Genomic DNA, 24,183 nt, shown 5'->3' on the forward strand with positions numbered 1-24,183 from the left:
GCGGGGGGCGTCAGGACGACCAGAGGATGTCGCAGGAGGGCAGGACGAGCCCGTACGGGGCCGTGCTGTGGCAGACCCTGCCGTTGTCCCCGTAGATGGTCAGGTGACCGGTGAAGTCGAGAAGGAGCTTCACCGGGTAGGAGCGGTCGCCGCGCTGGGTGCCGCTCGACCAGCACGAGTGGCCGTCCTGTCCGTAGACCACGAGGTTCCCGTCGGTCTGCATCACGGCCTTGTAGCCGCAGCCGACCGTCTTGCTGTCCCACTGCGGGTAGCCGTTGACGTAGGCGACGAGGTTGCCGTCCTGCTGCATGATCAGGCGGGCCGGGCCGTTGTCCAGGTGCCAGCCGGCGTAGAGGGGCTCGTCGTTCCAGATGGTGGTGTGGCCGGAGTCGATGGCCGCGTGCGCCGTCCCGCCGGTGGCCAGCAGGCCTGCCGTGGCGAGCACGGCCGACGCGGCAAGGCCGGTCAGACGGCGGGCGATCGAGGAGCGGGTGGTTCTGATGGCGCTCATGACGAGCCTCTCTTCTTCGAGTGACACACGGGCAAAAAGGGGCAACAGCGAAGCGTTGCCATAAGAGCGTGTCCCGGCTCGTTCAACAATCGGTCAACAGGCCATAGACGGCCATGCGGGGAAGACGGCGGAAGGAAGCACACCGGCTTCCGGTTAACAACCGGTCAACACCGCTTCCGCCATGGCGGATCCGCCCGCCGCACTGCCATGCTGGCCGCATGCTGACGAGCGCCGGATCCGCCCCGGGAACCCCGAACTGGATCGCGTTGAGCACGCCCGACCCCGCGGCCTCCGCCGCCTTCTACGAAGCCCTGCTGGGCTGGGAGTTGACCGCCGGGGCCTGCTTCCGGCTCGCGGGGCGGACGGTGGCGGGGGCCGTGGCCGATTCCCGTACCGGACGGGGCGCCTGGACCGTGTCCTTCCGCACAGCGGACGCGGCGGCGACGGCCGGGGCCGTGGAGCGCGCGGGCGGTTACGCCGGGCCCGGCGGGCTCGCCGACCCCGCGGGGGCCCGGTTCGCCGCCCGGGAGCCCGGCGAGGGGCCGGGCCTGGAGGCGGTCGACGCCCCCGGCTCGCTGTGGTGGACGCAGCTCTACACGCCCGACGTGGAGACGGCCAAGGACTTCTACCGCGCGGTCTTCGCCTGGGACACCCACGACCTCGTCCTCGAACGCGGCGCCGCCTACACCGTGGTCGCCCCGCGGGGCGGCGGACTGGAGGGCGCGCACGGCGGCATCATGCGGCCGCTCGACGCGACCCCCGTGGGCTGGGTGCCCTACTTCGCGGTCGGGAACTGCGACGCGGCGGTGACCGCGGCCATCGAGAACAAGGGCCGCGTGGTCCACCCGCCGGAGTCCCAGCGGGGCATCGGCCGGCAGGCCACGCTGCGGGACCCCTTCGGGGCGTGGTTCGCGGTGAACGCGAGCGCCGGCGTGTAGGAACTTCTTCCTATCGCGCGGAACCGGGCCGTCCGGCAGGCTGATGAGCAACGGGAAGCCGCGTCGTACCGAGTACGGGGGGATCGGTAGGGCGTGTGCTCCCGGCCGACCGGCCCCCGTTCCCGCCTACCCGGGAACGGGGGTACGCGGCTTCGCCCGCTCGTACACCCGGAACGCCGACCAGCACAGCAGCAGCGCGATCGCGAACGCGGGCATCCAAGTGAGCCTGTTCAGCAGCCAGTCGAGGCCGTCCGGGGCCGTGTGCAGGCCCGGCAGGTACGAACCGGCCAGCAGGCCCGTCGTGGTGACCGCCATCATCGCCGTCTGGTGCCACAGGAACACCGTCATCGCCGACAGGTTCAGCAGCGCCACCGCCGCCCACACCGCCGGGCGCCGGTGCAGTGCGCGGCGCAGGGGGTCGCGCAGCAGCAGTGCCGCGCCGCACTGCGCCAGGCCGAAGGCGGCCGCCGCCAGGGTCGGCGGGTTGAGGTTGGAGATCGCGGCGCCGGGGACGCCCACCATGGAGGCGGGGTAGCCGCACCAGGCGACCAGCGCGGCCGTCGCCGCCGTCCCGCCGGCCAGCAGGGCCCAGCCGCTCCGCCGCGAGGCGAAGGCGCCGCGCGCCCACGCGGCCCCCACGCAGTACGGGACCAGCCAGCCCGCCGCCACGTTCACCCAGCCTGGCCAGGCGGGCCCGCCCAGGCCGAAGCGGACCAGGTCCACCGTCGCCACCACGGCCAGCGGCCACACCGGGTGCAGCCGCCGCACCAGCGGTGTCAGTGCCGTGAGCCCTGCGAACACCAGCAGGAACCACAGGGGCGACAGGACGAGTTGCAGCAGGGTGTGGACCGTCTCCAGGCCCGTGCCCGCCGCCAGCATGCAGGCCGCCGCCACCGCCCACAGGGCGAGCAGCACCGCGACCGGGCGGAAGAGACGGGCCAGCCGGGCAGCCAGCCACGGGCCGTAGCCCGTGCCGCGGGCGCGCGCCGATGTGTAGCCCTTGGCGGCCACCTGGCCGCCGACCAGGAAGAACACGGCCAGCGTCTGGAACGCCCAGGACACCGGGGTCAGCCACGGCATGTGCTCCAGCGGGCTCGCCCCGTGCAGGGCGCCGCCGTCCGCGACGAGCGCGGTGACCAGCCAGTGGCCGAGGACGACACCCAGGATGGCGACGGCGCGCAGCGCGTCCACGGCGCGGTCGCGGCCGGGCGGCGTCGCGGCGTCGATCTTCAGGACGGGAGCGCGCAGGTCAGCCATGGGACCGCTCCACCGGCTCCTTGCCCAGCGCGATCCGCGCCAGGTTCTGCAGCGGGAGTGAACCCGGCTTGTGGTACTCGCTGTGCCCGCCGTCGCCCGCCGCGAAGACGCGCGCGCCGAAGGCCGGCGAGACGGGGTCGGCGCCGAAGCCGACGGTCGTGCCGAAGAAGTCCGCGCTGGTGTGCGGCACGCCGCCGACCCAGTCGTCCGTGCCGCGCCCCGCCCAGACCCTGGCCGGCGTGCCCAGCGCCGCCGCGCTGTTCGCGCCGGTGCCGGGGCTGCCGTACACGGCGATGTCCGCCACCGCGAGCCCGCTCGCGGCGCGGCCGCACACGACGGAGCCGTAGGAGTGGCCCAGGAGGGAGATCGCCGCGTTCTTGTTGAAGCGGTGCAACGAGCCGGTGAACGCGCGCAGTTCGCGCGCCGCCACGTCCGCGCGGTCCGTCGTCAGCACCTCCGGGCTCACCGTGCCCGGCGTCGCGTAGCCGAGCCAGGCGACGACGGCGACCCGGGCCGCCGGGTTCTGGCGGCGCAGCTCGTCGCGGAGCGCGGCCGCGCTGCCGCCCAGGGTCTTGTACGGGGTGCCGCCGCGGGTGTCGTACGTGTCCAGGGTGGTGTCCGCGCCGGGGACCAGCACCGCGATGCGGTCGGCCGTGGGGAGGTCGCCGAGGACCTCGACGGCGCGGCCGCTGCCGCGGGCGTCGAAGGCGAGGAAGTGCCGGGCGGGGTCGGCGAACGCCCGCAGCCGGGCCGCCCGGCCGTGATCGCCGTGGGCGTCGGCCATGCGGGCGGCCTCGGTGATGGTGGTGCGGTTGGCCGCGTAGCGGGTGGCGGGGGTGTCGGCGGGGCCGAAGGCGGCCGGCTTCGGTGCCGGCACCGAAGCCGGGGCGTCCGGGGCCGTGGTGGCCGCGGCGGTCGGGACGGCCACGGCGGTCACGACCGCGGCTGCGGCCAGGGCGCGGCGCAGGCGGGGGGTCTGGAGAATCACCCTTCAAGGGTCTTGGGCTGCGCCCGGCAGGACCATGGTGGTGCTGGGCGTATCGGGGTGGGGGTTTCCCTACCTTTGTCCGTCGGGTGCGGGCCGTTGGTGGCTGGTCGCGCCCACGCGGCGGAGCCGCATGATGCAACAGCCCCGCGCCCCTTACGGGGCGCACGCCCAACCCGTTCCCCGTGGGTCCAGTCGCAACGGGTCGTCTCGGCCGTTCATCTTCAGGGCGCCGTAACCGTGCGCATTCAACCAGTTGCACCGCGAACCCGTCGTCCTCGCCACCTCCCCCGGGAACACCGTCGGTACGCACACGTCCGCCGAGCCGTAGTGCCGGTCGCAGCCTGCGATCTCCGGGGAGACCGGGTGAGCGGCGTGCGGCCGTTCCGGGCCCTTTGCCTTCGCCGTCATGTGGCCGGCGAAGCCGTGCACCATCGGTGCCGCCGTCGCGTCCGGGCCGCCCAGGTGGATCCACGAAGCCACCGACGGGACCCCGGCCGCGTCCACCGCGAAGAGCATGTACCAGCCGGGCGGGGCCAGGTTCGGGTTGCTGGTGATGTTCAGGCCGAGCGTGGTGCCGTCGGCGCCCACCGTCATCGGGAGGTCGACGAAGCGCTGGTTCGGGTCGGACGAGTGCGTCACCGTTGCCGGACGGATGAGTTCCGCCTTCACCACCGGGCGGTCCACCGTCACCCGCTGCGTGCTCGCGTACTGCCACTTGTCCGCGTTCGCCACCGAGGTGATCTGCGGCCTCGCGCCCTTGAACAGGTACGGCGGCGTGTAGACCGAGACGTGGTCGTCGAAGGTGCCGTTGCCGGGGTTGTCCCCGACCGCCATCACCCGGCCGTCCGGCAGCAGGAAGGCGGACGAGTGGTACGTGCGCGGGATCGGGTCCGTCGCCAGGCCGGGCTGGAACGCGTTGCCCGCCGGGTCGTAGAACGACGCCTCGTACACCGGGTCCGCCCGGTCGTGCAGGCCGCCGCCCGTCTCCAGCACCTTGCCGTCGGGCATCAGCACGGCGGAGACGTACATCTTGCCCTGCGCACCCGCCTCCGGCTTCGGGCCCCGGCCCTGGTCGACCGTGCCCTGGGGCAGCAACGGGCCGTGCCGATAACGGGGATCGGTCTGCTTGAGGTCGATCAGATCCGTCAGCCGGCTCGCCTCGGGGTTGGAGTTGACGTTGCCGCCGCCCATCGTCAGCACACGCTGGTCCTGGGCGGGCGGCAGCAGCACGCTCATCGACTGGTCGCGGTGGTCCTTGTCCTGCAGCCCCGGCACGTCGGTGATCCTGTTGGCGCCGTAGTCGTAGACGGCCGCGCCGCCGCCCGGCGTGCCGTCGCCGAAGACGTGGCTGCCGGAGTAGAAGAGCCGGCCGTCCTGCATCAGGATCATCGACGGGTACAGGCCCCAGTACGACCAGGTCTGGTTGACCTCGCCGCGCGGCAGCCACTTCTGCTGCGCCTGGGAGAACTTCTCGGCCGTCACACTGCCCGTCGAGTCCTCCTTCAGCCCGCCGAAGGTGATGACGTCGCCGTTGCCCAGCTCCGTCGCCGACGGGTACCAGTGGCCTTCGTTGAGGTCGTTGACCTTGATGTACGACTCGCTCGCCGGGTCGAAGACGTAGCTGTCCTTCAGGCCCTCGTAGCCGTGGCTGCCGTCCGCCGCCGGATAGGACTTGTTGCCGCTCATGATGAGCACGCGGCCGTCCGAGAGCTGGACGTGGCCGCCGCAGAACATGTCCACGGGCGTGGGGATCGTCTTCATCGCGCCGGTCTTCGGGTCGTAGACCGCCGATGTGAACGTGCCCGCTTTGAAGAGGGACGGGTCGTTCCCGGACCCCGCCACCAGCAGCACCTTGCCGTTGTGCAGGACGACCGAGTGCATGCTGCGCACCGGGTTCCTGAACGGCATGACCTCCCAGCGGCCCTTGGTGCAGGCGTCCCCGGCCGTGCACAGCGAGCCCGCGGCCGGCAGGGTGGCGTCCTCCATGTCGTAGTCGTCGGTGGTGACCGTGCCCGTGCCGTAGACGGAGACGCCCCAGGTGATCTGGTCGGTGCCCGGCGGCACCACGGGCGTACGGACCGTGGCCCGCGTGTAACCGGCGCTCACCGGGAGGGACTTGAGGTCCGTCCAGTACTGCCAGCCCGCCTTGACGTCGTGCCGGAAGACCGTGACGGACGCGTCCGGGGTCGTGGACTTGTACCAGAGGGAGAGGTCGTACTGATGGGACGGTGCGACGTCCGGGGCGCAGGAGGTGTCCTCGGCCATCATCGCCTTGCGGTCGCCGTTCACCCGGCGCGTGACGGTGACGGACAGCGCGCGGCCGCCGCTGTGCGCCTGCGAAGCATCGGTCGTGGTGACGGTGAAGTCGTTGTCGCCCCAGCCGGACTTCTCCCAGCACGTGGGCATGCCGTTCGAACCGACCGATTCGAGGCCGGGGTTGACGACGAGGTTGGAGCCGGCCTGCGCGGGGCCCGGGGCGGCGAGCAGCAGGCCGAAGGAGCCGGCCGACGCCAGTAACAAGGCCGCCGCTGCGCGTCTTTTGCGCTGCCGTGCTGTGGCGTTCAGTGCCATCAAGTCCCCTTCTCCGTCCGGCGGATCTCGATCCGGTCCGCACCCTCCCCGAACGAGGCCACCGCCCGCGAGTGCTCCAGCGCGGCCTTCACCGTCGGCAGCGTCGCCGCGTCCCGCCGCACCGTCGGCGAGGCGACGACGTAGTCCACGTCGCGCCAGCCGTGCGGGAGGGTCCTGGTCACGGCCGGGTCGAGATCCGCCTTGTAGAACCAGATGGCGCCCGTGCCCGGCCGGTACCCGGCGTGCACGAGGTCCAGCCAGACGGCGTCGTCCGCCAGGACGCGCGTGCGGGCCGGGTCGGGGACGTGGCCGGAGTCCCGCAGCCAGTGCACGGCGGCGCGGCAGGGGGAGTCGGCATGGGCGGTCAGCGCCGGGCGGTTGCCGTCCCACCAGCGCGGCACGACCAGCACCGCGGCCGCCACGGCGAGCAGCCCGACCGCCGCCCGGCGCACCGCAGGCCACTTGCGCCCCCGCAGCAGCGCCCCCGCCGCCGACGCCGCGGCCCCGGCCAGGGCCAGTGCCAGGAACGGCAGCAGCTGGATGACGTACATCGCCGGCAGGTACCCCGAGGGCCGCAGCGCCACCAGCGCGAGGATCACCACGGCCAGCGCGGGGCCCAGCAGCGCGCGGCCGGTGCGCGACCAGCGGGCGGCGGCCACCAGCACGACGGCCGCGGCCAGTCCGCCGAGCGGCAGCAGGCGGTCGTAGTAGAGCCAGGAGTGCAGCACCGCGTGCGCACCGGACCCGGGGTCCAGCACGGAGCCCGAACCCGGGCGGCTCATCTGGTACTTGATGCCGTCCACGAGCGAGACGTGCCCGGGGCCCGGCAGCAACTCGTCGTTGAGCAGGGCGAACAGCGGATACGCGAGCCCCGCCAGCACGCAGGCCGTCACCGCACCCGTCACGGCGAACTTCCGGGTGTCGCGGTGGCTGTGCTGCCACATCGTGACGAGCAGGGCCGGCAGGACGACCAGCATGGTCTCCTTCGAGAGCACCGCGACCGCCGCCGCGAGCCCCGCCCCGAAGTGGTGCCACAGGTGCCGCCGCGGCGAGGCCGCCAGGCAGAACGCCAGCAGGATCCACAGCACGGCGATGTTGTCGAGGAAGATCTCCCGCTGCAGGACGACGGCCAGCGGCGACAGCCCGAACAGCGCCATCGCCAGCCCCGCCGCCCACCGCTGCAGCCCCAGCCGCCGCGCCAGCACGTACAGCAGCACCGCACTCACGCCCGCCGCCGGCAGCATCGCGTACCGCATCGGCGCCACGGACAGGGCGCCGGGCGAGACGAGCGACGGTATCCAGGTGACCAGGGCGAGCTGGATCCAGCCGAGCGGAGGGTGGTCGTACCAGTAGGTGTAGTGGGCCAGGCCCCTGCCCTGCTGGACGGCCCAGGCCTGGGCGAGGTACGTGCCCTCGTCGTCGCCGGGTGCCGGGAAGCCGGCCGCGTTCCAGCCCTGGACGAGCAGGACGACGGCCAGCACCCCGCCGCACACCAGCAGCCCGGGCCGGGCGCCGCGGAGGCGGACGGCGACGGGCCGGGCCGCGACCGGCACGGGCCGCGGCGGGGCCGCGGTGCCGGTCACGACATCACGTCCTCTGCGGCGAGATGGGCCCCGACGTGCCGCGTCAACTCCCAGTCGCTGCGCCCCCGCTGCTCCCGCCAGACGGCCCGCACCGCGGCCCCGGCCAGCAGCAGCTGGTAGCAGGGCCCGCCGACGACGAGCTTGGCGTAGTGCACCGGGCGGATGCGCAGGCCGTACTGCACACCGAAGTCGTGCAGCCCGACGACCTCGAAGACGAAGGTCACCAGGGCGGTGACGAGCGGCAGGAAGGTCACCACGGCGACCCCGGACGGGACGTCGGCCAGCAGTGCGACGAGGACGTTCAGCGGGATGACGACGCCCGTGAAGGCCTGGAAGAACGGCGTCATCAGGGTGTGCCGGGCGAGCATCCGCTGCCCGAACGTGGGCAGTCCGTGCCAGTCCTTCTTGCGGTAGACCTGCAGGAACCCCTGGTTCCAGCGGGTGCGCTGCTTGAGCAGGCTCAGCAGGCTGCCGGGCGTCTCCTCGCGGGTGACCATCTCGGAGTCGTACGCCACCACCACCCGCTTGCCCGTGCTGGACAGCCGCACCCCCAGGTCGCAGTCCTCGGCCAGGCACTCCGGGTCCCAGCCGTCCGCCGCGCGCAGCACGTCGGTGCGGACGAAGACGGTGTTGCCGCCGAGCGGGATGAAGCCCTTCGCGGCGTGCAGGTGCAGCCGGCTGCGGAACCAGAAGAAGTACTCCAGGCAGTTGCGCAGGCTGTACCAGCTGGAGTGGAAGTCGATCAGCTGCACCCCGCCCTGCACCACGTCCGCCCCCGTCGAGCGGAAGGCGTGGTCGACGTGGGCGAGCAGCTCCGGGTGCACCTGGTCCTCGGCGTCGAAGACCCCGACGACCTCGCCCCGGCAGTGCGGGAGCGCGGTGTTGAGCGCCTTGGGCTTGTTCTTCCTCTCGTGCGTGTCGACGACGACCCGCACCCGGTCCGGGGCCGCGGCCTCCGTCCTGCGGGCCACCTCGGCCGTCTCCGGGTCGTCGTGGCCGACGATCACCAGGATCTCGAAGCGGCCGTGCGTGGACTCCAGCAGCCGGGTGACGGTGTGCTCCAGGACGGCCTCCTCGTGCCGGGCCGGCACGAGGAGCGAGAAGGACAGGGCGCCCTCGCCGCTGGGGCGTTCGAAGCGGGTGGCCGCGAGCGTCTCCGGTGTGCGCCAGGCGTGCATCTGCCACCAGAGCGTGAACGCGGCCAGCCAGAACAGCGCGAGCGAGACCGCGCAGACCAGCAAGGAAGTGACCAAAGAATCCCCCCGAGAATCCCCCTGGTTGTCGCTGGGGAGAGAGTAAGGGGGGAAGGTGAAGCTCAGGTGGGGGAATCGGCAATCCTGTGCATGTCCATGAACATCCTCCGGAAGAGGGTGAGTTGATTCCGGATGCGGCTGTCCGGAGGCCGTCTTCCGCTGGGCCCGCCGGGGTGGAAAACTTCCCTGTATGGGTGCGTTGAGGTGCTTACGCGTCCCACGGGCGCGGTACGCGGCCGTCGCCATCGCCCTCACGGGCGCGGCCGCCGCAACACTCGTCGGCTGCGATCCGGCCGGCGGGCTCGATTCGGTGAACGTCGCCGTTGTCACCGGCAAACAGGCCACCGGCCAGCTGGAGCACAGCGGGGTGCACGTGGCCTATCTGACGTGCCAGGGCAAGGCGACGAGCAGCGCCCCGGCGAGCGGCAGCGGTTCGCCCGCGCCCGTCACCGCCGTCGGCGTGGACTGCGAGGGGCAGACCTCCGACGGCAAGAAGATCGTCGTCTACGGCACGGTCACCGGCATCAGTGGCGACGCGTGCGTGCGGGGCAGGCTGACGGGCAAGGTCGACGGGAAGACCAGGTTCACGGTGACGGTACTGGGCGACTGCTCCAAGGCGAGCACCACCGCCCCGGCCACCCCGGGCTCGTGGACCCCCTGGACCCCGCCGGCCCCGTCCCAGGAGCAGCCGCAGCCCGGCTGCAGCTGCCCGCCGACCGAGCCGGCCCGGCCCTCCCCGAGTTGCAGCAGCACCTTCCACGGCAAGTGAGCCCGGACCGACGGCCTGCGGACCCCGTGATCACGGCCTCGTGCGGGCGGCCCGGTAACATCCGGTCCGTACGAGCCGACGACCCGGGAGGAGCCCACCGGTGGCGGGAGAACCGCAGGCCGACTGCCTGTTCTGCAAGATCGTCGCGGGGGAGGTGCCGGCGACCGTCGTCCGCGAGACCGAGACGACCGTGGCCTTCCGCGACATCAACCCCCAGGCCCCCACGCACGTTCTGGTGATCCCCAAGGTCCACTACCCGGACGCCGCCTCCCTCGCCGCCGCCGAGCCGCAGGTCATGGCCGACATACTGCGCGAGTCCGGCGGGATCGCGGCCGACGAGAAGGTGGACGGCACGGGCTACCGGGTCGTCTTCAACACCGGGGCCGGCGCCGGGCAGACCGTCTTCCACGCGCACCTGCACGTGCTCGGCGGCCGCGGCCTCAACTGGCCGCCCGGATAGTCCCCGTGTCCGTACGCGAACTCGTCGTCCTCGGCACCGCCAGTCAGGTGCCCACCCGGCACCGCAACCACAACGGATACGTCCTGCTCTGGGACGGCGAGGGCCTGCTCTTCGACCCCGGCGAGGGCACCCAGCGCCAGATGGTGCGCGCCGGGGTCGCCGCCCACGACCTCAACCGGCTGTGCGTCACGCACTTCCACGGCGACCACTCGCTGGGCCTGGCCGGGGTCATCCAGCGCATCAACCTCGACCGCGTCCCGCACCCGGTCACCGCGCACTACCCGTCGAGCGGCCGGCGCTTCTTCGACCGGCTGCGCTACGCCACGGCCTACCGCGAGACGGTGCAGCTGGAGCAGCAGCCCGTCTCCGGCAAGGGCGCCGTCCTGGTGGACGGCCCGTCCTACGTCCTGGAGGCGCGGCGCCTGTCGCACCCCGTCGAGTCCTACGGCTACCGGCTCGTCGAGCCGGACGGCCGCCGGATGCTGCCGGGGCTGCTGGCGGAGCGCGGCATCTCCGGCCCGGACGTGGGCCGGCTGCAGCGCGAGGGCGAGGTCCGCGGTGTCACGCTGGACGAGGTGAGCGAGGTGCGGCGCGGCCAGCGCTTCGCGTTCGTGATGGACACCCGGCTCTGCGAGGGCGTCTACGCGCTCGCGGAGGGCTGCGACATGCTCGTCATCGAGTCCACGTTCCTGGACGAGGACGCCCCGCTGGCCGTCGAACACGGCCACCTGACAGCGGGCCAGGCCGCCCGCGCGGCGGCGGAGTCCGGGGTCCGGCACCTGGTGCTCACGCACTTCTCGCAGCGGTACGACGACCCGACGGCCTTCGAACGCCAGGCGCGTGCCGCGGGCTTCGAGGGCGAGCTGACCGTGGCCAAGGACTTGATGCGGGTGGCGGTGCCGAAGCGGCGGTGACGTGCCCCGAAGGGGCGCGGGGCTCTGTCGAATATGCGGCTCCGCCGCGTGAGCGCGACCAGCCACGACGAGCCCGCAGCCGACGGACGGGGCACCTAGGGCGTGTCCGATGGGTCAGCACAGGCCCTGCGGCTCCCCCAGCTACCGCTGGGGGTACCCCCAGCACGGCGCCTCGCCGCGTTGTCGCATCACCCGAGTACGCCCAGTACGCGGATGATGCTCCGCCTTGCGATGCTCCCCCAGCTACCTCCCCCCAGCTACCTCCCCCCAGCTACCGCTGGGGGTGCCCCCAGGAGGTGCCCCCAGCACCGGACGCCGCGGGGCCTGCACTGACCCATCGGACACGCCCTAGTTCACCGGCACGAACCCGTGCGCCAGCAACGCCGCGTCCACCCGGCTGCTGACGCCGCACTTGGTGTAGATGCTCGTCACATAGGACTTCACCGTGGCGAAGGTGAGTCCGAGCCGGGTCCCGATCTCGCGGTTGGTCAGCCCCCGCCCGATCAGGGCCAGTACGTCCCGCTCACGCGGCGTCAGCCGGGGCGTTGCACCGGCTGACGCCCGCCGGGCTAGGGCGGGCGGGATGACGAGCGCCCCGTCGGCGGCGACGTACAGCGCGTGGACGAGGCTCGACGGCCGCACCCCCTCCGGGACGACGCTGGCCGGCACCGCCTGGAGCAGGGCCGGCGACAGCCGGGCCGGCTCTCCCAGCAGGACCATGGGCGCGACGTCACGGCCCGCGGACCGCACGCGGGGCCGGAGGCCGGCCAACTCATCCGCGAGCCCGGGCAGTTCCGCCGCCGCCAGCACGACGTCCACGGAACCGCCGAGCAACGCCGCCCTCATCTCCGCCGCCGTACTCGCCCATTCCGCCGTCACGCCGCCTGCGGACCCCAGCGCGGCCGACAGCGATTCCCGCGCGAGCGCACTGTGATGGACAACAGCCACCCGGAGCATTCCGTTCCCCCGTAACTCCACGTCAGCCCCCGGTCGTTGGCGGCCGACACCGGCATCACGGTATGCGGAGATCCCGGGAAAGTCACCAAGATCCCGTGCGGTTGACCGTCGTACGGCTTCGGGTGAATTGCCCCGGCTACCCGGCGGTTCCGGCCGGACGGACAGGGGCGGAGGGCCGTGGCGGCGGCCCCCGCCCGACCGGCAGAGTCCAGCTCCGTCCTCAACCCAGGGAGTCAGTGACCCATGAAGTCGAAGCGCACCCTTGCCGCGGTCGCGGCCGTCGCCGCTCTCGGCGTCGCCGGCCTCACCGCACAGAACGCCATGGCCACCTCCGCGCCCGCCGCCCGGACGCAGCACCGGGTCGTGACCGGCACCGACGCGGACGGCCGTGCCCTGTTCGCCGGGATCTTCTTCCACCAGGGCGAGCTCGGCCGGAAGCTGAGCCGGTCGCAGGATTTCGCAGTGCCGCACGAGGCCGTCGAGAAGAACAACGCCCCCGGGTCGCGGCAGGAGGCCGCCCGGGTGCTGGAGACGATCGGCAAGCAGCAGCCCGGATTCTTCGGACGCTTCTCCGCCGAGGTCCGGTCCGGGAACCCCCTGCGGGTCGACACCGGTGTCCGGAGCGGCCATGAGGCCCTGACCCGCTTCGTCAAGAGCGCGGACCCCGGCACGTCCGGTACCGACAAGGGCACCCTCACCGTGGCCAACGTCATCCTCGTCTTCCCGATCGCCGTCTCCCCGGTCCTCGCCACGGCGAACCAGACCCCGGCCAGGGCCACGGTCTCGAAGAACTCCGGTCTGACGACGCAGCAGGACGACTCGGGCCGGCTGGCCGGGGACCGCCAGGTCGCCGCGCTGACCAGGCTGCTGGCCTCCTGAGGACGGGCCGTCGCGCGTGAGGATCGTCGACGGATTCCCTCTGGCCTGCGACGAACCGGCCGAGCGGGTGCGCGTGCCGCGCCGCTGGGTCGTCCTGGCCGCCGTGGCCTGGACCGTCGTGACGGTGTACGTCGCCCAGAGCTTCCTGCCCGGGAACGTCGTCCGGCTCCCCGGGCAGGAGGGCGCGCGCAAGGCCTCCTCGGTGGTCGCCCCGCAGGGCTGGGCCTTCTTCACCAAATCGGTGAAGAGCCCGGACTTCGTGCCCTACCGGCTGCGGGCCGGGCACTGGGAGAGCGCCGCGCGGGGCCCGCATGCCAAGCCGTCGAACAGCTTCGGCCTGGACCGCGCCTCCCGCGCCCAGGGGATCGAAATCGCCCTGCTGGCACGGCTGGACGGGACCCGCTGGTCGGACTGCGGGAGTGCCGCCTCGGTGGCCGAGTGCCTCGGGCGGACTCCCGTGTCCGGCCGGATCGTCAACCCTTCCCCGGCACCGACCCTCTGCGGCCGTGCGGCGGTGGTGCAGGTGCACACGGTGCCGTGGGCCTGGCGTGACCTCACGCCGGGGGACTTCCTGCCGGACAGGGCGGCCGTATGGGAGGTGACGTGCCGGTGAGGGTACGGGAGATCGTCACTCCGTGGACGAACGTGTACGGCCTGGCCCGGACCCTCGTCGCGCTGGGCACCGCCGGCACGCTGGCGGCATCGGGCGCCGACACGCTGTTCCGGCCGGTCGCCGGCACCGGGACGTACCCGCTGTGCCAAGGGGCCTCGGCAGGCAGCCTCTTCTGCCTGGCACCGGAGAGCCATTCCGGTCTGACCTGGCTGAAGTGGGGCTGCGTCGCAGTCCTGCTGATCGTGGCCTCGGGGTGGCGCCCCCGGTTCACGGCGCTTCCCCATCTCTACGTCAACTACAGCGTCTACACCGGAATCGCCGTCGTCGACGGCGGCGACCAGATCGCCCTGATCCTCTCGGTGCTGTTCGCCCTGCCCGCGCTGGGCGACGCCCGGTGCCTGCACTGGGAACAGCCCCGGGAGCCGGCCGGACGGCTGTGGGCCCTGCTCGGCACCAGCGGGCTGGTCGTGCTCCGGCTGCAGATGTCCGTCCTCTACTTCCAGGCCTGCGTGGCCAAGCTCCCCCACGCGGAATGGGCCGACGGCACGGCCATGTGGTACTGGTCGCGCCATCCGGCGTTCGGGGCGCCGCCCTGGCTGGACGCCGTCGTCAGGCCCGTGGTCGCCACGTCCTGGGGCGTGGCGCTGATGACCTGGGTGCCGCTGGTCATCGAAATGTCCCTGGCCGCCGCACTGTTGCTGCCCCGGCGCGGACGGTGGTGGGCGATGGCCGCCGGGCTGCTGTTCCACCTGGCCATCGCCGTGATGATGGGCCTCTGGAGCTTCGCGCTCGCCATGGCCGGAGGCATCGTCGTGCTGTGCATGCCGCTCGGCTCGGCGATCCGGTGGCGCAGCCGGATGCCCGTGGCACCTCCGGCGGTTGAACAGTCTCGCCGCACCGTTTCCGTGTGACTCCGGCTGCAGTGCCCCGACCGACGTCACGTGGTGGCCGGTCGGGGGCCGAGACGGGCGCGGGTCAGGGGAAGACGACCACCGAGCGGAGCACGTCCCCGGCGTGCATCCGCTCGAACGCCTTCTCCACCTCGTCGAGTTCGATCGTCTCCGTGACGAACGCGCCGAGGTCGATGCGCCCCTGCCGGTGCAGGTCGATCAGCATCGGGAAGTCCCGCGAGGGCAGGCAGTCCCCGTACCAGGAGGACTTGAGCGCGCCGCCGCGCCCGAAGACGTCCAGCAGCGGGAGCTCCAGTTTCATCTCCGGGGTGGGCACGCCGACCAGGACGACCGTGCCGGCCAGGTCGCGGGCGTAGAACGCCTGCCGGTACGTCTCCGGGCGGCCGACCGCGTCGATGACGACGTCCGCGCCGAAGCCGCCCGTGAGCTCGCGGACGGCCTCGACGGGGTCGGTGGTGCGGGAGTCGACCGTGTGGGTCGCGCCCATGCCGCGTGCCGTCTCCAGCTTGCGCTCGTCGATGTCGACGGCGATGATCCGGGCCGCCCCGGCCAGCCGCGCGCCGACGATCGCGGCGTCGCCCACGCCGCCGCAGCCGATCACGGCGACGGAGTCGCCGCGGCCCACCTGGCCGGTGTTGATCGCGGCGCCGATGCCGGCCATCACGCCGCAGCCCAGCAGCCCGGCCACGGCCGGGGACACCTCGGGGTCGACCTTGGTGCACTGGCCGGCCGCGACCAGCGTCTTCTCGGCGAAGGCGCCGATGCCGAGGGCGGGTGAGAGCTCCGTGCCGTCGGCCAGGGTCATCTTCTGCCGCGCGTTGTGCGTGCTGAAGCAGTACTGCGGGCGCCCGCGCAGGCAGGCGCGGCACTGGCCGCACACCGCGCGCCAGTTGAGGATCACGAAGTCGCCGGGCGCCACCTCGGTCACGCCCGCGCCGACCGCCTCGACCACGCCGGCCGCCTCGTGGCCCAGCAGGAAGGGGAAGTCGTCGTTGATCCCGCCCTGCTTGTAGTGCAGGTCCGTGTGGCACACGCCGCACGCCTGGATCTTCACCACAGCCTCGCCGGGCCCCGGGTCCGGCACCAGGACCGTCTCCACCCGCACCGGCTCGTTCTTCCCGGGTGCAACGACCCCGCGTACTTCCTGTGCCATGAACGGCCCCGCCCTTTCGTCCTCGTCACCGACCGTCGTCGATCCGCAACCACGGTACGCGCCGGGGGCACCCGGGCAGGTGAGGGGCCGGACACACTTTTCTCTGCGCGCGTAGATACCTCTTGACCAGTCCTTAACGAGGCCTTAATTTCGCGCTGCACCGTCCTTGCCCTCCCCAGGAGTCCCCCTTGCCGTCCTCCCGCTCGTCCCTGCGCGTCCGCATCGCCGCCCTCACCGCCGCCGTCGTCGCCGGCACCGGCCTCTACGCGGCGGGTGCCGCCACCGCCGACCACAAGGCGCCGCGCACGGACAAGGAGATCCCGAACCTCTCCAAGGTCGAGGACAGGATCAAGGCCTACTACGGCGACACGGTCGACAAGAACGGCCAGCACTACGCCTCGGCGGACAGCAACTACGCCAAGCAGCTCGCCGGGATCCAGAAGAAGGCCAAGGCCCAGCTGGAGCACACGCTCAAGAACAAGAGCGGCAAGGGCAGGCCGGCGATCGTCCTGGACCTGGACGACACCACGCTGCTGACCTACAACTACGAGCTCCAGCAGGGCTTCGCCTTCACGCCCGCCTCGCAGGACGCGTACCTGAAGTCCACCGACATGGCCCCGGTCTTCGGCATGCCGCAGCTCGTCAACTGGGCGCAGTCGAAGGGCATCACGGTCTTCTACGTCACCGGCCGCGACGAGCACCAGCGCGACTGGAGCGTCCGCAACCTGAAGAACGCGGGCTACAAGCCGGCGGCCGACGCCGCGCACTTCTTCCTGAAGAACAAGAAGACCCCGCCGGCCTACCTGTCGTGCGGCGCGAACTGCTCGACGATCGAGTACAAGTCGGGCACGCGGAAGCACATCGAGTCCGAGGGCTACCGGATCATCGGCAACTTCGGCGACCAGAACAGCGACCTGGCCGGGGGCTACGCGGAGCACACGTACAAGCTCCCGAACCCGATGTACTACCTGCCGTAGCGGAACCCCGGCTCAGAACCCCGCCTGCTCCAGGATCCGCCGGGCCACCACCGGCGAGTCCACCAGCGGGTGCAGGGCCAGGGCCCGCACCGCAGCGGTGCGGCTCCCGCGGAGCGCGGCATCGATGGTGCCGCGCTCCACGGCCTTCAGCTGCAGCATCAGCCCCAGCTGGTCCTCCCGCAGCGGGCCGCAGGCCATCGGTGCCGCGCCCTTGGCGCTGACCTCGCACACCGTCTCGATGACGGCGTCGGCGTCCAGCGCCGGCACCGTGCCGCCGTTGCGGACGTTGAGGATCAGCCGCACCCCCGCGTCCCCGGACACCGCCCGCATCAGGGCGAGGGCGACCTGGTCGTAGCCGCCGCCCTCCAGGTCGCAGGTGTCCCGCTCCCAACCGCCGCTCGCCGCGCGGCCGTCGGCCAGGTACGTCTCCTCGCGGTGCAGCCGCGCACGCTCCCAGAGCTCGCGCACCCGCCCCGGCGGGGCGCCGGCCGCCTCCTCGAAGAACCTGCCCTGCTGCTGGGCGAGGAACTCGCCGCGGGTCTCGGCCGCGGCCCGCGTCGCGGCCAGCGTCTCGCGGCGGAAGTAGTAGTAGTGCAGGTACTCGTTGGGCAGCGCGCCCAGCGTCTGCAGCCACCAGGCGCCGAACAGCCGGCCCTCCTCCAGGGTGCCCAGCGCCTGCTCGTCGGCCAGCAGCCCGGGCAGCAGTTCGCGCCCGTCGAGCGTCAACGACCGCAGCCAGCCGAGGTGGTTGAGGCCGATGTAGTCGTACTCGACCTCGTCCGGGTCGGCGCCCGCCGCCTTCGCCGCCCGGCGTACCAGGCCGACCGGCGAGTCGCAGATGCCGATCACGCGGTCGCCCAGCACCGCGGACATCGCCTCCGTCACCATCCCGGCGGGATTGGTGAAGTTGATGACCCACGCCTCCGGCGCCAGCGCCGCCACCCGCTCCGCGATGTGCACCGCCACCGGGATGGTCCGCAGCCCGTACAGCACCCCGCCCGCGCCGACGGTCTCCTGGCCCAGGACGCCCTCGCCCAGCGGGATCCGCTCGTCGCGCACCCGGCCCGCGGTGCCGCCCACGCGGATCGCGGAGAAGACGAAGTCCGCGCCGCGCAGGGCCTCGTCGAGGTCCGATGCGATCCGCACGGAGGGGGCGTCCGGTGCGGCCGCCGCCTGTTCGTCCAGAATCGCCGAAATCACTCTGAGACGGCCCGGATCCGTGTCGTACAGCACCAGTTCGTCACAGCGTCCGGGCACGCCGCGCCGGGCATCGTCCACCAGGGTCCGGTGCACCAGAGGCACCCGGAATCCGCCACCGCCGAGAATGACCAGCCTCATAGTCCGGAAGGTACACCGGCATCGGGCACACTGTCCGGACCCGCACCCTTGCATCCCCGAGAGGAGTAGCAAGCGAGCATGACGATCCCTTCCCCGCAGCCGTGCCACGCACAGCGTTTCGAGGGCGCCGCCCCCGTGCTGGACCCGCTCGCCGAGGTCCGCTCCGAGCAGGATCCGGCCACGGACGTCTACCTCACGGGCCCCGTCTTCCTCGACATCATCTTCACCGGCCTGGACTCGGCCCCGGTGCGCGGCACCGAGACGTGGGCGCGCGGCATGGGGTCGAGCCCGGGCGGCATCGCCAACATGGCCACCGCCCTGGCCCGGCTGGGCCTGCGCACCTCGCTCGCCGCGGCCTTCGGCGACGACATGTACGGCGAGTACTGCTGGGAGTCGCTCTCCCGCGGCGAGGGCATCGACCTGTCCCTGTCGCGCACCGTGCGCGGCTGGCACTCCCCGGTCACCGTCTCGATGGCCTACGAGGGCGAGCGCACGATGGTCTCCCACGGCCACGCGGCCCCGCCGCCGGAGGAGCCGCCCGAGTGCCCGCCCCCGGCGCGCGCCTGCGTGACCCTGCTCGTGGCGGGGAAGCAGGAGGAGTGGATCGCCACCGCGGCCGGCCGGGGCAGCCGGATCTTCGCCGACGTGGGCTGGGACGACACCGGCCGCTGGGATCCGGCCGACCTGGCCGATCTGCAGTACTGCGAAGGATTCCTGCCCAACGCCGAGGAGGCGATGCGCTACACCCGCACCGACTGCCCGCGCGCCGCGGCCCGCGCCCTGGCCGAAAAGGTGCCGCTCGCGGTGGTGACGATGGGGGCGCAGGGCGCGTACGCCGTGGACAGCGGGACGGGCGAGAGCGCCGAGGTGCCGGCCATCGCGGTGGAGGCGCTGGACCCCACCGGCGCGGGGGACGTCTTCGTGGCGGGCTTCGTCACCGGCACCCTCGCGGGCTGGCCGCTGGCGGACCGGCTGGCCTTCGCGGGGCTGACGGCCGCGCTGTCCGTCCAGGAGTTCGGGGGGTCGCTGTCCGCGCCGGGCTGGGTGGAGATCGCCGCCTGGTGGCAGCACGTGCGGTCGTTCGACGACCAGTCCCCGGCCACGCTGCGCCGCTACGCCTTCCTCGACGGGATCCTGCCCGCGGCGTCCCGGCCCTGGCCGCTGCGCCGGGCGGTGCCCACCCTGGGCTTCCGCCAGCCGTGACCAGCCCGTAAATCCCCTCCTGCCGCCCGGTGCACCGTCGTACCCTTGAGACATCAACGTTGCCGGACATGAGAAAGAGGGATGAGCAGGCCACAGTGCCGGCCCATGACTCAGACACCCACACGACCGCAGGCGACAGCCCGGTTCACCGTCCCGGCCAAGCACCCGATGGTGACGGTCCTGGGCTCCGGGGATTCGCTGCTGCGGGTCATCGAGAAGGCGTTCCCGTCCACGGACATCCACGTACGGGGCAATGAGGTCAGCGCGACGGGCGACGAGCGGGAAGTAGCCCTCGTCCAGCGGCTGTTCGACGAGATGATGCTGGTGCTCCGCACGGGTGCGCCGATGACGGAGGACGCGGTGGAACGCTCGATCGCCATGCTTCGGGACGAGGAGGGGGCCGGCGAGACCCCCGCCGAGGTCCTCACCCAGAACATCCTCTCCAGCCGCGGGCGCACCATCCGCCCCAAGACGCTCAACCAGAAGCGCTACGTCGACGCGATCGACAAGCACACGGTCGTCTTCGGCATCGGCCCCGCGGGCACCGGCAAGACCTACCTGGCGATGGCCAAGGCGGTCCAGGCCCTGCAGTCCAAGCAGGTCAACCGGATCATCCTGACCCGCCCCGCGGTCGAGGCCGGCGAGCGGCTCGGCTTCCTGCCGGGCACGCTCTACGAGAAGATCGACCCGTACCTGCGCCCGCTCTACGACGCGCTGCACGACATGCTCGACCCCGACTCGATCCCGCGCCTGATGGCGGCCGGGACGATCGAGGTGGCGCCGCTGGCGTACATGCGCGGCCGGACGCTCAACGACGCGTTCATCATCCTCGACGAGGCGCAGAACACGAACCCCGAGCAGATGAAGATGTTCCTCACCCGGCTCGGCTTCGACTCCAAGATCGTGATCACGGGCGACATCACCCAGATCGACCTGCCCGGCGGCACCAAGAGCGGCCTGCGTCAGGTCCAGGACATCCTCGACGGCGTGCAGGACGTCCACTTCTCGTACCTCACCAGCAGGGACGTCGTCCGGCACAGGCTGGTCGGCCGTATCGTCGACGCGTACGAGAAGTACGACACCCGCAGCAGCAACAACAACAGCAATGGCAACGGAAAGTAACTCCCGGTAACCCCATGGCAATCGACGTCAACAACGAATCCGGCACCGAGGTCGACGAGAAGGCGATCCTCGACGTCGCCCGCTACGCGCTCGCCCGGATGCGTATCCACCCGCTCTCCGAACTCTCGGTCATCGTCGTCGACGCCGACGCCATGGAGCAGCTCCACATCCAGTGGATGGACCTCCCCGGGCCCACCGACGTGATGTCCTTCCCCATGGACGAGCTGCGGCCCCCGGCCAAGGACGAGGAGGAGCCCCCGCAGGGGCTGCTCGGCGACATCGTGCTGTGCCCGGAGGTCGCGACGAAGCAGGGCGAGGAGGCGCCGACCAAGCACTCCATGGACGAGGAGCTCCAGCTGCTCACCGTCCACGGCGTCCTCCACCTCCTCGGCTACGACCACGAGGAGCCCGACGAGAAGGCCGAGATGTTCGGCCTCCAGGCCGCGATCATCGACGGCTGGCGTGCCGAGCACGGCATCGAAGGGCCCTCCCCGGCCCCCACGATCACGTGACCGGTCAGCTGATCACCGCTGCCGTCCTGCTGCTGGTCGTCGCCTGGCTCGCCGCCTGCGCGGAGGCCGGCCTGGCCCGGACCACCCGGTTCCGGGCCGAGGAGGCCGTCCGCTCGGGCCGGCGCGGCAGCGCCAGGCTGATGGCCGTGGCGGCCGACCCCACCCGCTACCTCAATGTGGCGCTGCTGGTGCGCATCGCGTGCGAGATGGCGGCGGGCGTCTTCGTCACCTACGTCTGCCTGCGGGAGTTCGACGCCACCTGGAAGGCGCTGACCGTCGCGATCGTGGTGATGGTCCTCGTCTCGTACGTGGCCGTCGGCGTCTCGCCGCGCACCATCGGCCGCCAGCACCCGCTGAACACCGCGACCGCGGCGGCGTACGTACTGCTGCCGCTGGCGCGGGTGATGGGCCCGATCCCGCAGCTGCTGATCCTCCTCGGCAACGCCTTCACCCCCGGAAAGGGCTTCCGCCGCGGCCCGTTCGCCTCCGAGGCGGAGCTGCGGGCCATGGTCGACCTCGCGGAGAAGGAGTCGCTCATCGAGGACGACGAGCGCCGCATGGTGCACTCCGTCTTCGAACTCGGCGACACCCTCGTGCGCGAGGTGATGGTGCCGCGCACCGACCTGATCGTCATAGAACGCGGCAAGACCATCCGCCAGGCGCTCACGCTCGCGCTGCGGTCGGGCTTCTCGCGGATCCCGGTGACGGGGGAGAACGAGGACGACATCGTGGGCGTCGTCTACCTCAAGGACCTGGTGCGCAGGACCCACATCAGCCGGGACGCGGAGAGCGAGCTGGTCTCGACCGCCATGCGGCCGGCGGTCTTCGTGCCGGACACCAAGAACGCGGGGGACCTGCTGCGGGAGATGCAGCAGCAGCGCAACCACTGCGCCGTCGTGATCGACGAGTACGGCGGTACGGCGGGCATCGTGACGATCGAGGACATCCTCGAGGAGATCGTCGGCGAGATCACCGACGAGTACGACCGCGAACTCCCGCCGGTGGAGGAGCTCGGGGACGGCCACTACCGGGTCACGGCCCGGCTCGACATCGGCGACCTGGGCGAGCTGTACGGCCTGGAGCTGGACGACGAGGACGTCGAGACGGTGGGCGGCCTGCTGGCCAAGGCGCTGGGCCGGGTGCCGATCGCCGGCGCGGTGGCCGAGGTCCCGGTCGAGGGCAAGGAACTCACCGCCCTCCGGCTCACCGCCGAGGCCCCTGCGGGGCGGCGGAACCGGATCGTGACGGTGCTCGTGGAGCCGGTTGCCTCCGGCGGCGGCGCGGAGTAGGGCGCCGTCACCACGGCGCCCCGTCAGGGGCGCGGGGAACTGCGCGATCAGCCACGACGCGCCCGCGGTCGAGGTTCTCGGGGCTGCGCCCCGGCCCCCTGGGGTTGTGCGCCGGCTGCAGGTTGTCGGTGGCTGATCGCGCAGTTCCCCGCGCCCCTGACGGGGCGCTTGGTCGCGCCCACGCGGCGGAGCCGCATATGTGAACAGCCCCGCGCCCCCTACGGGGCGGGGCACGACCTGGCCGAGGGGCGCGGGCGGCACGCCCCTATGCTCCGGGTATGACGGACACCCTGCCCCCCGAAGACCGCAAGCTCATCACGCTCGCCCGGGCGACCCGGGCCCGCAACGGCGTCGCCGAGGGCGCGGCCGTGCGCGACGAGACGGGCCGCACCTACGTCGCCGGAACCGTCGCCCTCGACTCGCTGCGGCTCAGCGCGCTGCAGACGGCCGTCGCCATGGCGGTGGCCAGCGGTGCCACCTCCCTGGAGGCCGCCGCGGTGGTCTCCGAGGCGGCGGCGGTGCCGGACGCGGACCGGGCGGCCGTGCGGGACCTGGGCGGCCCGGAGACGCCGGTGCTGCTGGCCGGGCCGGACGGCACACCGGGCGCGACGATCACGGCAGGCTGAGCCGCTGGTCCGCGCAGGCCGGGGGATCGGGGAGAATGTGTGGCATGGACAAGCCCTCCTCCCCCTCCCAGGCCCCTCACCGCGCGGGCTTCGCGTGCTTCGTCGGCCGCCCCAACGCGGGCAAGTCGACCCTGACCAACGCACTGGTGGGGACGAAGGTCGCAATCACCTCCAACCGCCCGCAGACCACCCGGCACACGGTGCGCGGCATCGTGCACCGCCCGGACGCCCAGCTCGTCCTGGTCGACACCCCCGGTCTGCACAAGCCGCGCACCCTGCTGGGCGAGCGGCTCAACGACGTCGTCCGGACCACCTGGGCCGAGGTCGACGTGATCGGCTTCTGCCTCCCGGCCGACCAGAAGCTCGGCCCCGGCGACCGCTTCATCGCGAGCGAGCTGGCCGGCATCAAGAAGACGCCCAAGGTCGCCATCGTCACCAAGACGGACCTGGTGGACTCCAAGAAGCTGGCCGAGCAGCTGCTCGCCATCCAGAAGCTGGGCGAGGAGCTCGGCATCGAGTGGGCCGAGATCATCCCCGTCTCGGCGGTGGGCGACAAGCAGGTCTCGCTGCTGGCCGACCTGCTGGTGCCGCTGCTCCCGGAGAGCCCGGCGCTGTACCCGGAGGGCGACCTCACGGACGAGCCGGAGCAGGTCATGGTCGCGGAGCTGATCCGCGAGGCGGCCCTGGAGGGCGTGCGCGACGAGCTGCCGCACTCGATCGCGGTCGTGGTCGAGGAGATGCTGCCGCGCGAGGACCGGCCGAAGGACAAGCCGCTGCTGGACATCCACGCGAACGTCTACATCGAGCGGCCGAGCCAGAAGGGCATCATCATCGGCCCGAAGGGGGCCCGCCTCAAGGAGGTGGGCATGAAGTCCCGCAAGCACATCGAGGCGCTGCTCGGCACCCCCGTCTACCTCGACCTGCACGTGAAGGTCGCCAAGGACTGGCAGCGGGACCCGAAGCAGTTGCGGCGCCTGGGCTTCTGAAGCTCCCCGCGCCCCTGACGGGGCGGTGCGTACCGTGCCCCGTAAGGGGCGCGGGGAACTGCGCGACTGGCCACAGCCGGCCCGCAGTCGAAGAACCGCGCTCAGGCCCCCTCCTTGAGCACCGACGTGATCAGCTCCCGCTGATCCCGCGTGAGGTGCGGGTCGGCCAGGTGGACGGACCTGCCGTCCACGTCGATCTCGTAGTGGAAGCCGTCCGGCACGCCCCGTGCCGGCCCCGACTCCCGCCCCGGCGCCAGCGCGCGGTGCGCCAGCGCCTCCAGGTGCGTCGCGTCGGGCCGGCCGGCCGTGTCCAGCTCGGCCCGGCGCTCGATGCCGGCGAATCCGCCGGTCCGGGTGATGACGATCCGCATGC

The 24,183-nt window shown here is 72.3% G+C and carries 24 protein-coding genes; 14 read left to right on the forward strand and 10 right to left on the reverse strand.

The window, feature by feature from the left end; genetic code table 11:
* Positions 1-10: 10 nt before the first annotated feature.
* Positions 11-511 (reverse strand): hypothetical protein, encoded by a 501-nt coding sequence (locus ACLHRZ_RS26140; protein ID WP_490420960.1) that lies wholly within the window; start codon positions 509-511, stop codon positions 11-13.
* 218 nt (positions 512-729) lie between these two features.
* On the opposite strand from ACLHRZ_RS26140, the gene ACLHRZ_RS26145 reads away from it, so the two are divergent.
* Positions 730-1,449 carry a VOC family protein gene (locus ACLHRZ_RS26145; RefSeq protein WP_490420961.1) on the forward strand — a complete coding sequence of 240 codons (720 nt, stop codon included), beginning with the start codon at positions 730-732 and terminating at the stop codon, positions 1,447-1,449.
* A 126-nt stretch (positions 1,450-1,575) separates the two neighbouring features.
* On the opposite strand, the gene ACLHRZ_RS26150 is transcribed toward ACLHRZ_RS26145, so the two are convergent.
* The 5 genes from ACLHRZ_RS26150 to ACLHRZ_RS26170 form a co-directional block, all read right to left on the reverse strand.
* On the reverse strand, positions 1,576-2,706 hold the full coding sequence (locus ACLHRZ_RS26150; protein WP_490420962.1) for an acyltransferase family protein: 1,131 nt from the start codon (positions 2,704-2,706) through the stop codon (positions 1,576-1,578).
* Positions 2,699-3,694 carry an alpha/beta hydrolase gene (locus tag ACLHRZ_RS26155; RefSeq protein ID WP_490420963.1) on the reverse strand — a complete coding sequence of 332 codons (996 nt, stop codon included), beginning with the start codon at positions 3,692-3,694 and terminating at the stop codon, positions 2,699-2,701. The genes ACLHRZ_RS26150 and ACLHRZ_RS26155 overlap by 8 nt, the downstream gene beginning before the upstream one ends.
* A 153-nt stretch (positions 3,695-3,847) precedes the next feature.
* Positions 3,848-6,265, reverse strand: a complete 2,418-nt coding sequence (locus tag ACLHRZ_RS26160) for a galactose oxidase early set domain-containing protein (RefSeq protein WP_490420964.1) — start codon at positions 6,263-6,265, stop codon at positions 3,848-3,850.
* On the reverse strand, positions 6,265-7,848 hold the full coding sequence (locus ACLHRZ_RS26165; protein ID WP_490420965.1) for a phospholipid carrier-dependent glycosyltransferase: 1,584 nt from the start codon (positions 7,846-7,848) through the stop codon (positions 6,265-6,267). The genes ACLHRZ_RS26160 and ACLHRZ_RS26165 overlap by 1 nt, the downstream gene beginning before the upstream one ends.
* Positions 7,845-9,101: a glycosyltransferase gene (locus ACLHRZ_RS26170; protein WP_490420966.1), complete on the reverse strand. Its 1,257-nt coding sequence runs from the start codon at positions 9,099-9,101 to the stop codon at positions 7,845-7,847. Before ACLHRZ_RS26170 ends, ACLHRZ_RS26165 begins: the two co-directional genes overlap by 4 nt.
* A 190-nt stretch (positions 9,102-9,291) precedes the next feature.
* On the opposite strand from ACLHRZ_RS26170, the gene ACLHRZ_RS26175 reads away from it, so the two are divergent.
* The 3 genes from ACLHRZ_RS26175 (at position 9,292) to ACLHRZ_RS26185 (ending at position 11,244) form a co-directional block, all read left to right on the forward strand.
* Complete coding sequence (locus tag ACLHRZ_RS26175; RefSeq protein ID WP_490420967.1) at positions 9,292-9,870, forward strand: hypothetical protein; 579 nt, start codon at positions 9,292-9,294, stop codon at positions 9,868-9,870.
* 100 nt (positions 9,871-9,970) lie between these two features.
* Positions 9,971-10,330, forward strand: coding sequence for a histidine triad nucleotide-binding protein (locus ACLHRZ_RS26180; RefSeq protein WP_490420968.1), 360 nt, complete (start codon positions 9,971-9,973; stop codon positions 10,328-10,330).
* Between the two features lie 5 nt (positions 10,331-10,335).
* Positions 10,336-11,244 carry a ribonuclease Z gene (locus ACLHRZ_RS26185; protein WP_490420969.1) on the forward strand — a complete coding sequence of 303 codons (909 nt, stop codon included), beginning with the start codon at positions 10,336-10,338 and terminating at the stop codon, positions 11,242-11,244.
* Positions 11,245-11,592: 348 nt separating this feature from the next.
* Here ACLHRZ_RS26185 and ACLHRZ_RS26190 read toward each other — a convergent pair whose 3' ends face one another.
* Positions 11,593-12,192, reverse strand: a complete 600-nt coding sequence (locus tag ACLHRZ_RS26190) for a LuxR family transcriptional regulator (RefSeq protein ID WP_490420970.1) — start codon at positions 12,190-12,192, stop codon at positions 11,593-11,595.
* Positions 12,193-12,444: 252 nt separating this feature from the next.
* Between ACLHRZ_RS26190 and ACLHRZ_RS26195 the strand changes: the two genes are divergently transcribed.
* From ACLHRZ_RS26195 to ACLHRZ_RS26205, 3 genes are read left to right on the forward strand one after another with little or no spacing between them, the layout of a single operon-like run.
* Entirely contained in the window at positions 12,445-13,080 is a 636-nt protein-coding gene (locus tag ACLHRZ_RS26195) for a sporulation delaying protein family toxin (RefSeq protein WP_490420971.1), read from the forward strand.
* 16 nt (positions 13,081-13,096) lie between these two features.
* Positions 13,097-13,693 (forward strand): SdpA family antimicrobial peptide system protein, encoded by a 597-nt coding sequence (locus tag ACLHRZ_RS26200; protein ID WP_490420972.1) that lies wholly within the window; start codon positions 13,097-13,099, stop codon positions 13,691-13,693.
* On the forward strand, positions 13,690-14,604 hold the full coding sequence (locus ACLHRZ_RS26205) for a sporulation-delaying protein SdpB family protein (RefSeq protein ID WP_490420973.1): 915 nt from the start codon (positions 13,690-13,692) through the stop codon (positions 14,602-14,604). Before ACLHRZ_RS26200 ends, ACLHRZ_RS26205 begins: the two co-directional genes overlap by 4 nt.
* A gap of 64 nt (positions 14,605-14,668) precedes the next feature.
* Here ACLHRZ_RS26205 and ACLHRZ_RS26210 read toward each other — a convergent pair whose 3' ends face one another.
* The gene (locus ACLHRZ_RS26210) at positions 14,669-15,757 is read right to left on the reverse strand and encodes an S-(hydroxymethyl)mycothiol dehydrogenase (RefSeq protein WP_490420974.1); all 1,089 of its coding nucleotides are present in this window, start codon (positions 15,755-15,757) and stop codon (positions 14,669-14,671) included.
* Positions 15,758-15,945: 188 nt separating this feature from the next.
* Between ACLHRZ_RS26210 and ACLHRZ_RS26215 the strand changes: the two genes are divergently transcribed.
* Entirely contained in the window at positions 15,946-16,734 is a 789-nt protein-coding gene (locus ACLHRZ_RS26215) for an HAD family acid phosphatase (protein WP_490420975.1), read from the forward strand.
* A 12-nt stretch (positions 16,735-16,746) separates the two neighbouring features.
* Here the strand turns inward: ACLHRZ_RS26215 and ACLHRZ_RS26220 are convergent, their stop codons facing one another.
* Positions 16,747-18,072 carry a 6-phospho-beta-glucosidase gene (locus ACLHRZ_RS26220; protein WP_490420976.1) on the reverse strand — a complete coding sequence of 442 codons (1,326 nt, stop codon included), beginning with the start codon at positions 18,070-18,072 and terminating at the stop codon, positions 16,747-16,749.
* A gap of 78 nt (positions 18,073-18,150) precedes the next feature.
* Here ACLHRZ_RS26220 and ACLHRZ_RS26225 point away from each other — a divergent pair, with 78 nt between their 5' ends.
* The 6 genes from ACLHRZ_RS26225 to era all read left to right on the forward strand — a co-directional run bounded on the left by ACLHRZ_RS26225 (position 18,151) and on the right by era (position 23,810).
* Entirely contained in the window at positions 18,151-19,275 is a 1,125-nt protein-coding gene (locus ACLHRZ_RS26225; protein ID WP_490420977.1) for a carbohydrate kinase family protein, read from the forward strand.
* A gap of 105 nt (positions 19,276-19,380) precedes the next feature.
* On the forward strand, positions 19,381-20,397 hold the full coding sequence (locus tag ACLHRZ_RS26230) for a PhoH family protein (RefSeq protein ID WP_490420978.1): 1,017 nt from the start codon (positions 19,381-19,383) through the stop codon (positions 20,395-20,397).
* Between the two features lie 14 nt (positions 20,398-20,411).
* Positions 20,412-20,909, forward strand: coding sequence for an rRNA maturation RNase YbeY (gene ybeY, locus ACLHRZ_RS26235; RefSeq protein WP_336411683.1), 498 nt, complete (start codon positions 20,412-20,414; stop codon positions 20,907-20,909).
* Positions 20,906-22,198 (forward strand): hemolysin family protein, encoded by a 1,293-nt coding sequence (locus ACLHRZ_RS26240; protein WP_490420979.1) that lies wholly within the window; start codon positions 20,906-20,908, stop codon positions 22,196-22,198. Before ybeY ends, ACLHRZ_RS26240 begins: the two co-directional genes overlap by 4 nt.
* Before the next feature lie 278 nt (positions 22,199-22,476).
* Positions 22,477-22,824 carry a cytidine deaminase-like protein gene (locus ACLHRZ_RS26245; RefSeq protein WP_490420980.1) on the forward strand — a complete coding sequence of 116 codons (348 nt, stop codon included), beginning with the start codon at positions 22,477-22,479 and terminating at the stop codon, positions 22,822-22,824.
* 44 nt (positions 22,825-22,868) lie between these two features.
* Positions 22,869-23,810: a GTPase Era gene (gene era / locus ACLHRZ_RS26250; RefSeq protein WP_490420981.1), complete on the forward strand. Its 942-nt coding sequence runs from the start codon at positions 22,869-22,871 to the stop codon at positions 23,808-23,810.
* A 101-nt stretch (positions 23,811-23,911) separates the two neighbouring features.
* Here era and ACLHRZ_RS26255 read toward each other — a convergent pair whose 3' ends face one another.
* A complete protein-coding gene (locus ACLHRZ_RS26255; RefSeq protein ID WP_490420982.1) occupies positions 23,912-24,181 on the reverse strand; it encodes a protealysin inhibitor emfourin in 270 nt (89 codons plus the stop codon).
* Positions 24,182-24,183 lie beyond the last annotated feature (2 nt).

The organism is Streptomyces sp. AM25, from assembly GCF_058146165.1.